Source organism: Sphingomonas sp. CCH9-F2 (assembly GCF_001556735.1).
Lineage (GTDB): Bacteria > Pseudomonadota > Alphaproteobacteria > Sphingomonadales > Sphingomonadaceae > Sphingomonas > Sphingomonas ginsenosidimutans.
Genome location: NZ_LSJO01000227.1, coordinates 1 through 7,591, shown reverse-complemented (window position 1 = coordinate 7,591; position 7,591 = coordinate 1). Strand labels below are relative to the sequence as shown.

Annotated in this window: 10 protein-coding genes; 5 read left to right on the top strand and 5 right to left on the bottom strand. The window is 69.0% G+C overall.

Going from position 1 to position 7,591, the window contains the following annotated elements; genetic code table 11:
• The 3 genes from dacB to AX685_RS06865 form a co-directional block, all read left to right on the top strand.
• Positions 1–602: D-alanyl-D-alanine carboxypeptidase/D-alanyl-D-alanine endopeptidase (gene dacB / locus AX685_RS06875; RefSeq protein WP_082740661.1), on the top strand; the 602-nt coding region annotated here is incomplete at its 5' end.
• Positions 603–739: 137 nt separating this feature from the next.
• Positions 740–1,075 (top strand): hypothetical protein, encoded by a 336-nt coding sequence (locus AX685_RS06870; RefSeq protein ID WP_066486847.1) that lies wholly within the window; start codon positions 740–742, stop codon positions 1,073–1,075.
• A gap of 92 nt (positions 1,076–1,167) precedes the next feature.
• Positions 1,168–1,584: a hypothetical protein gene (locus AX685_RS06865; RefSeq protein WP_176484827.1), complete on the top strand. Its 417-nt coding sequence runs from the start codon at positions 1,168–1,170 to the stop codon at positions 1,582–1,584.
• Between the two features lie 31 nt (positions 1,585–1,615).
• Here the strand turns inward: AX685_RS06865 and AX685_RS06860 are convergent, their stop codons facing one another.
• From AX685_RS06860 to AX685_RS06845, 4 genes are all read right to left on the bottom strand, one after another.
• Positions 1,616–2,221 carry a glutathione S-transferase family protein gene (locus AX685_RS06860; protein WP_066486846.1) on the bottom strand — a complete coding sequence of 202 codons (606 nt, stop codon included), beginning with the start codon at positions 2,219–2,221 and terminating at the stop codon, positions 1,616–1,618.
• 16 nt (positions 2,222–2,237) lie between these two features.
• A complete protein-coding gene (locus AX685_RS06855) occupies positions 2,238–3,122 on the bottom strand; it encodes a dienelactone hydrolase family protein (protein ID WP_066486845.1) in 885 nt (294 codons plus the stop codon).
• 67 nt (positions 3,123–3,189) lie between these two features.
• Positions 3,190–3,543, bottom strand: a complete 354-nt coding sequence (gene clpS, locus AX685_RS06850; RefSeq protein ID WP_420542547.1) for an ATP-dependent Clp protease adapter ClpS — start codon at positions 3,541–3,543, stop codon at positions 3,190–3,192.
• A gap of 182 nt (positions 3,544–3,725) precedes the next feature.
• A complete protein-coding gene (locus AX685_RS06845; protein ID WP_066486834.1) occupies positions 3,726–4,175 on the bottom strand; it encodes a phasin family protein in 450 nt (149 codons plus the stop codon).
• Between AX685_RS06845 and AX685_RS22395 the strand changes: the two genes are divergently transcribed.
• The gene (locus tag AX685_RS22395; RefSeq protein WP_176484829.1) at positions 4,159–4,419 is read left to right on the top strand and encodes a hypothetical protein; all 261 of its coding nucleotides are present in this window, start codon (positions 4,159–4,161) and stop codon (positions 4,417–4,419) included. The two genes, AX685_RS06845 and AX685_RS22395, sit on opposite strands and share 17 nt — an antisense overlap.
• 28 nt (positions 4,420–4,447) lie before the next feature.
• Here the strand turns inward: AX685_RS22395 and AX685_RS06835 are convergent, their stop codons facing one another.
• Positions 4,448–6,091: a PHA/PHB synthase family protein gene (locus AX685_RS06835; RefSeq protein WP_082740657.1), complete on the bottom strand. Its 1,644-nt coding sequence runs from the start codon at positions 6,089–6,091 to the stop codon at positions 4,448–4,450.
• A 170-nt stretch (positions 6,092–6,261) separates the two neighbouring features.
• Here AX685_RS06835 and AX685_RS06830 point away from each other — a divergent pair, with 170 nt between their 5' ends.
• On the top strand, positions 6,262–7,470 hold the full coding sequence (locus tag AX685_RS06830; protein ID WP_066486829.1) for an LL-diaminopimelate aminotransferase: 1,209 nt from the start codon (positions 6,262–6,264) through the stop codon (positions 7,468–7,470).
• Positions 7,471–7,591 lie beyond the last annotated feature (121 nt).

The following is a 7,591-nucleotide window of genomic DNA, read 5'->3' as shown; positions in this document are numbered from 1 at the left end:
CCCCCGCCGACGATCCCGCGAAGCGCGGCGGCGCGCCGGTCGCGCGCGCGCCCGAACCCGCGCCGCTCGCCCGCCTCACCCCGCCACCGCTCGCCGAGGACATCCGCCACACCAACAAGGTCAGCCAGAATCTGCACGCCGACCTGCTGCTGCGCCGCGTCGGGGCGGTCAGCGGCAGCGGATCGGTCGCCGACGGGCAGGCGCGCGTCGACGCGATGCTTGCCGCCGCGGGCGTGCCGCGCGACGGTTACGACTTTGCCGACGGATCGGGGATGTCGAACTACAACCGCATCACCCCGCGCACCGCCGTCCGCCTGTTGCGCTGGGCGCAGGCGCAGCCGTGGGGCGCGGCGTGGCGCGCGACGCTGCCGGTCGGCGGACAGGACGGGACGCTCGCGCGGCGCTTCGCCGGCACCGCACTGGCAGGCAAGCTGTTCGCCAAGACGGGCACGCTCAACGCCGCCAACGCGCTGTCGGGCTATCTGGTGACGGCGTCGGGACGCACCTACGCCTTCTCCGCGCTGGCGAACGACATGCCACAGGATGCCAGCGCCACCCGCGCGGTCGATCGCGCGCTGCTGGCAGTGGCGGCGGCGCACTGAAGCTGAACGAAGGTCGCGCGGCTGCGACATGCCGCGACACTTTTGCCGGCATGTTGCGAAACATCCGCGACGCCCGCCGCCTATCTCTGTTCCCGGGCCGGGGTTTCCCCGGTCACGCGTTATAGGGAGTAACCACCATGAACCGTTTCCAGACGCTGATCGCGGGCCTCGGCCTTGTCGCCGTCGCGCTGCCCGCCGCCGCTTCGGCCGCCCCGTGGCAGTCGATCAATGCGCGCCAAGCGCGGCTCGACATGCGGATCGACCAGGGCATCCGCTCCGGCGCGCTGACGCGGGGCGAGGCGATGCGGCTGCGCGGCGAGTTCCGCCAGATCACCGCGCTCGAATATCGCTATCGCCGCTCGGGCGGGCTGTCGGCGGGTGAGCGCCGCGATCTCGACCGCCGCTTCGATGCGCTGAGCGCGCGCATCCGCTTCGACAAGCACGATCGAAACGACCGGCGCCATTATCGCTGATCGCGTGCGGCCCCGCCCGGTGACGGCGGGGCCGCACTGCAACTTATGGCAACAACGAACATTCCAGCCTGATCCATGACAGGAGGGATGCGATGAAGATGGCGTTGGTGGCGGCAATGGGCGCCGCGGTGATGGTGTCCGGCTGCTCGACCTATGGCGACGGCTATGGCCCGCGCAGTGCCGGCTACAATGGCTGGGGCGCGTATGACTATAACCGCGTCGATCCGGCCTATGGCGGCTATTATGCCGATCGTTACTATCGCGACGCGCCCAATTATCGCGAGCGCCGCCTGTCGCGCCGCGACCGCATCTATGCCGGCCAGGACGGGCGCTATTACTGCCGCCGCGACGACGGCACGACCGGGCTCATCGTCGGCGGGATCGCCGGCGGCGCGCTGGGCGCGGCGATCGCGCCGGGCGGGTCGGGCGTGCTGGGCGCGCTGATCGGCGGTGCCGCCGGTGCGGCGGTCGGCCAGTCGGTGGACCGCGGCCAGGTGCGCTGCCGCTGATGCGACGGATGGGGCCGGGTCGGCCCGGCCCCTATGTCGCCGGGATCAGCGCGTCGTCGATGGCCCGCGCTCGTGCCAGCGCCGGACGCGCCTCGAACCGTTCCAGATAGGCCGCGAACGCCGGGCGCTGGTCAAGCAGCCCGAACTGCGTGAACCATCCGATCGCGCTGCCGACATACACGTCCGCCGCGGTGAACCGGTCCCCGGCGATATAGTCGCTTTCCGACACCGCCGCCTCCAACGCGTCCACCGCCTTGGCGAAGGTCGCGTACCCGACCATCCCCTCGCGCTCCGGCGGCACCGTCACCCCCAGCACCTTGTCCACCATCGCAGCCTCCAGTGGGCCAGCGGTGAAGAACATCCAGCGCAAGTAGCGCGCACGTTCCGCCGCGGTGGGCGCCAGCCCCGCTTGCGGGAGAGCCTCCGCCAGATAGGCGCAGATCGCCGCCGCCTCGCTCACCACTGCCCCGTCATGGACGATCGTCGGTACTTTCCCCAGCGGATTGACCTCCAGCAGTGCCGGCGGCTTGCCGGCCCAGTCGACCAGCACCGTCTCATACGGCTCCGCCACTTCCTCCAGCATCCATCGCACGATCCGCCCGCGCGACATCGGGTTGGTGTAGAACGTCAGTGCCATATCGTCCTCCCCTGCCTCAGCGATCGAGATGCTTGTGCAGGAACGCGATCGTGCGTCCCCACGCCAGATCCGCCGCCGCCTTGTCATAACGCTCCGCCGAGGTGTCGTTGTTGAACGCATGGTCGACACCGGGATAGGTGAACGCCTCCACCGGCTTGCGCGCCGCCTTCAGCGCCGCCACCCACGGCGCGCCGGTCTGCGCGACGCGCGCGTCCTTGCCCGCGTAATGCAGCATCAGCGGCACGGTCAGCTTCGCGGCTTCCGACGGCGCCGGCGCGGGGCCGTAATAGCTGACCGCCGCCGACAGCACCGGCCCCGCCGCCAGCGCGACACGGTTGGTGAGCGCCCCGCCCCAGCAGAAACCGATGACGCCCACCCGCGCGCGGGGCGCGGCGGCGGCGTAGTGGCGCGCCAGTCCCACCGTTTCGGCGACGACGCGCTCCAGATCCGCCGCGGCGATCAGCGCGCGGGCGCGATCCTCATCGGCCGGCGTGCCGCCCTGGTCGGTCAGCAGGTCGGGCGCGATGACGACGAACCCGGCCAGCGCGACGCGCCGCGCGACATCCTCGATATGCGCATTCAGCCCGCGGTTTTCATGGAGGACGATCACCGTGCCACGCGGCCGCGCGCCGCGTGGCGCCGCGACATAGCCTTTCAGCGTCCCCTGGCCGTCGGGCAGCGTCGCGTGCGCATCGATCTGCAATCGCGCGTCGTCGGCGGGCACGATCGACGCTGCCGCGGGGGTCGCGGCGATCCCCAGAATCAGCGCCTCCGCCGCCGCCGCCGATCCGGCCAGCGCGGTCATCTGGCGCAGCAGGGTGCGCCGGTCGCGATGGTCATGGGTATAGGCGTCGTACAGTCGCACCGCGTCGTCGCGCAGCGCGGGGTCGAAATCCGTCATGGCCGCTCCCGAATCGCCCCCCGGCGATCGCGAGGCTAGAGCGGCGCGCGCGCCGGCGAAAGCGGGGTCAGGCCTTTTCCAGCGTGCATTGCAGCGGATGCTGGTTGGCGCGGGCGAAATCCATCACCTGCGTCACCTTCGTCTCGGCCACTTCATAGCTGAACACGCCGCACACCCCGACGCCCTTCTGGTGGACGTGCAGCATCACGCGCGTCGCTTCCTCCACGTTCATGCGGAAGAAGCGCTGCAGGCAGAGGACCACGAATTCCATCGGCGTATAATCGTCGTTCAGCATCAGGACGCGATAGGGCGTCGGCTTCTTGGTGCGCGTGCGGGTGCGCGTGGCGATGCCGACACCGGTGCCCTCGCCATCGGCGTCGTCATTCTGGCCCGCGGCCATCGATGGGGGATATTGCTGCATGGACACGCGGCAAAATATGGCACGCGCGCGCCTTAGGGCAACCCCCCGCGGCACCGATCGCGCGCGTCCGCGCAGCGGCACCGCCTGACGGTCGACACGAAAAAGGGCGCCCGCAACGCGGACGCCCCCTTTCAGCGTCATCCGGGCCGCCGCCGGACGGGCCGGCGGCCAGCGACCGTCGATCAGGCCGCGACCTTGATCTTGTCGGCGGCCAGCGCGACGCGGTTCTGGATCGGCGCGGCGACCTCGCCGGCCAGCTTCAGCGTCGCTTCGGTCGAGCGCGACGCCTCGGCGACCATCGCGTCGAACGCGCCGCGCAGGTAATCGGCCTGGAGCTGGAACAGCTCGGTCGGCGACTTGACGGTCGCGACGGCGTTCACGACCTGCGCCGTGCTGTCGTAGCGCGCGCGGAAGAATGCGGCCGCGTCCTGGCCCATCGTCTCCAGCCCCTTGGCCGCGATGCGCGACGATTCCAGCAGCGCCTCGACGTTGCCCTTGCTGAATTCCGCCATTTCCTCGGCGGCCTTCCTGCTCTTTTCCATCGCGGACTTGGTCTGCTCGCCGGCCTGGCCGAAGAGGTTCTTGGCCTGGTCCTGCGCCTTTTCGGCAAACGCCTTGACGGTCTCGTTCATGGTCTGGTCCTTCGCTGCGATCTGGGGAACGGTCTGGGGTATGGAGGGCATGGTGGCCGGCGCTTCCTCGACAGGAAGGACGGACGGCGCGACCGCCGCGACCACCGATGTCACCGCGGAACGGGCGCGACGGGGACGTGCCGGCTTCGCCACCGATGCGACGCGCGCGCTTCGATCCTTGTCCGACATGCACCTGCTCCTGTCATTTGCTGCGGCGCACAATAAGCCTTTTCAGCTGTTTTGACAAGCCCGTTGTGCGCCGCACCATAATGTCACGGCTGGCGCACGTACGTCCCCGGCGCATCCTCCAGCGCGGCCAGCTTCCCCTTGCCGGGGATGCGCGTGCCCTTCACCTTGACCGTGTCGGGCGCCTGCGCGGTCAGCCAGGCGATCCAGTCCGGCCACCAGCTGCCCGCCGTCTCCGCCGCCCCGGTGACGAACTCATCCAGCGTCGCGGCGGGCGCTTCGCTGGTCCAGTAGCGGTATTTCCGCGCCGCCGGCGGGTTGACCACCCCGGCGATATGCCCCGACGCCGCCAGCACGAACCGCACCGGCCCGCGGACATGGCGGGTGATCTCCCACACGCTGGCGGGCGGCGCGATATGATCCTCGCGCCCGGCCTGGATATAGCAGGGCGTCTCGATCCGCGTCAGGTCGATCGGCTCGCCCAGCACCGACAGGCTGCCCGGCTCGACCAGCCGGTTGTCGCGGTACAGATCGGTCAGGTACGACAGATGCCATTTCGCCGGCAGGTTGGTCGTGTCGCCGTTCCAGTGGAGCAGGTCGAACGGCGCGTAATCCTTCCCCAGCAGGTAATTGTTGGTGACGTAGTTCCAGATCAGGTCGCGCCCGCGCAGCAGATTGAACGTCGCGGCCATGAACCGTCCGTCCAGGAAGCCGTCGGGGCTCAGCTGCGCGATCATCGCCAGTTGTTCGTCGGTGACGAAGTTCATCAGGTCGCCGGCCTGCGCGAAATCGACCTGCGCGGTGAAGAAGGTCGCGCTCGCCACCTTGTGCGCTTCGCGGCGTGCCGCCAGCAGCGCCAGCGTCGCCGCCAGCGTCGTGCCCGCCACGCAATAGCCGATCGTGTGCACCGCCGGCACGTCCAGCGCGGCGCGGATCGTGTCGATCGCATCGATCTGCGCCGCGACGTAATCGTCCCACGTCACATCGGCCATGGTGGCATCGGCGGACTTCCACGACACCATGAACACGCTGACGCCCTGTTCCACCGCCCAGCGGATGAAGCTTTTCTCCGCGGTCAGGTCGAGGATGTAGAAGCGGTTGATCCACGGCGGGAAGATCACCAGCGGCGTCGCCAGCACCCGCTCGGTCGTGGGCGCGTAATGGATCAGCTCGTACAGCAGCGTGCGCTTCACCACCTTGCCCGGCGTCGTCGCCAGGTTGCGCCCCAGTTCGAAGGCATCCGCGGCGGTGTGCGTCAGCTGCCCGCGCGCCATGTCGGACAGCATGTGCTGCAACCCGGCGATCAGGTTCTCGCCGCGCGTCTCGATCGTTCTGGCGATCACCTCGGGATTGGTCAGCGCGAAGTTCGACGGACTCAGCGCATCGATCATGCCGCGCGTCGCGAAGCGCAACTGCTCGCGCTGGCGCGCGTCCAGCCCGTCGACCGCATCGACCCCGCGCAACAGGTGGTCGGCGATCAGCGCATAGCTCTGCCGGATCCAGTCGAACATCGGGTTGACGCGCCACGCCTCCGCCGAAAAGCGCCGGTCCTTTTCCGCCGGGCGCTCCGCCGCCGCCGCGCCGGGAGTGGCGAACCGCTGCCACAGGCCAAGATAATCGGTCCAGAAATCGCGCGCCTGCGCCGCGATCGCCTCGCCATCGGCGATCGGCAGCCCGGCCTCCAGCATCAGTTGCTGCGCGCGGCCCAGCATCCAGGTCCAGTGCTGCATGTCCGCTAACGTCAGGATCGGCGGGACGGGCGGCGGCTGCTTGGGGTCGGTCACGGGCGGGCCTCCTCTCCTTCCCCCCGGTGTAGACCAGCGGCGCGCGCCCGCCACCGTTTTTCTTCGCGTGGCGCGACGCAATGGCGTTATAGCGGGAGCTCCAAAGGAGTAAGATCGTGTCCGACGAATTCTACCGCATGAAACGCTTGCCCCCGTACGTCATCGCCGAAGTCAATGCGATGCGGGCAGCGGCGCGTGCGGGGGGTGAGGACATCATCGACCTGGGCATGGGCAATCCGGATCTGCCGCCGCCCGACCATGTCATCGACAAGCTGGTGGAGGTCGCGCGCAAGCCCGACGCGCACGGCTATTCCCAGTCAAAGGGGATACCGGGGCTGCGCCGCGCGCAGGCGAACTATTACGCGCGCCGCTTCGGCGTCGACGTCGATCCCGAAAACGAGGTGGTCGTCACCATGGGGTCGAAGGAGGGGCTGGCCAGCCTCGCCACCGCGATCACCGCGCCGGGCGACGTCGTGCTGGCGCCCAACCCCAGCTACCCGATCCACACTTTCGGCTTCATCATCGCCGGCGCGACGATCCGCGCGGTGCCGACCACGCCGGACGAACATTATTTCGAAAGCCTCGACCGCGCGATGGCGTTCACCGTCCCGCGCCCCAGCGTGCTGGTGGTCAACTATCCGTCGAACCCGACCGCCGAATCGGTCGATCTGGCCTTCTACGAACGGCTGGTCGCCTGGGCGCGCGAGAACAAGGTGTGGATCATCTCCGACCTTGCCTATTCGGAGCTCTACTATGACGGAAACCCGACTCCCTCGATCCTGCAGGTGAAGGGCGCGAAGGACGTCGCGGTCGAATTCACCTCGCTCAGCAAGACCTATTCGATGGCCGGCTGGCGGATCGGCTTCGCGGTCGGCAACCGCACGCTGATCGCCGCCATGTCGCGTGTGAAATCCTATCTCGACTATGGTGCGTTCACCCCGATCCAGGCCGCCGCCTGCGCCGCGCTCAACGGCCCGCAGGACATCGTCGAGAAGAACCGACAGCTGTATCACAAGCGTCGCGACGTGCTGGTGGAAAGCTTCGCGCGCGCCGGCTGGGACATTCCCTCGCCGCGCGCCTCAATGTTTGCCTGGGCGCCGCTGCCGCCGGCGCTCCAGCATCTCGGCTCGCTCGAATTCTCCAAGCAACTGCTCACCCAGGCGAAGGTCGCGGTCGCGCCCGGCGTCGGCTATGGCGAGAATGGCGAGGGCTTCGTGCGCATTGCGATGGTGGAAAACGAACAGCGCCTGCGCCAGGCCGCGCGCAACGTGAAACGCTATCTGCAGAGCATGGGCGTCAACACACCGGGCAAGGCGACGGGCTGACGCCCTGTCGTCCCCCTCGCGTCATCCCAGCGGAAGCCGGGATCTTTTGCGATCGGTAACGCGCCACCGCAAAAGACCCCAGCCTGCGCCGGGGCGACGCTTATCCCGCGATCACTTGCCC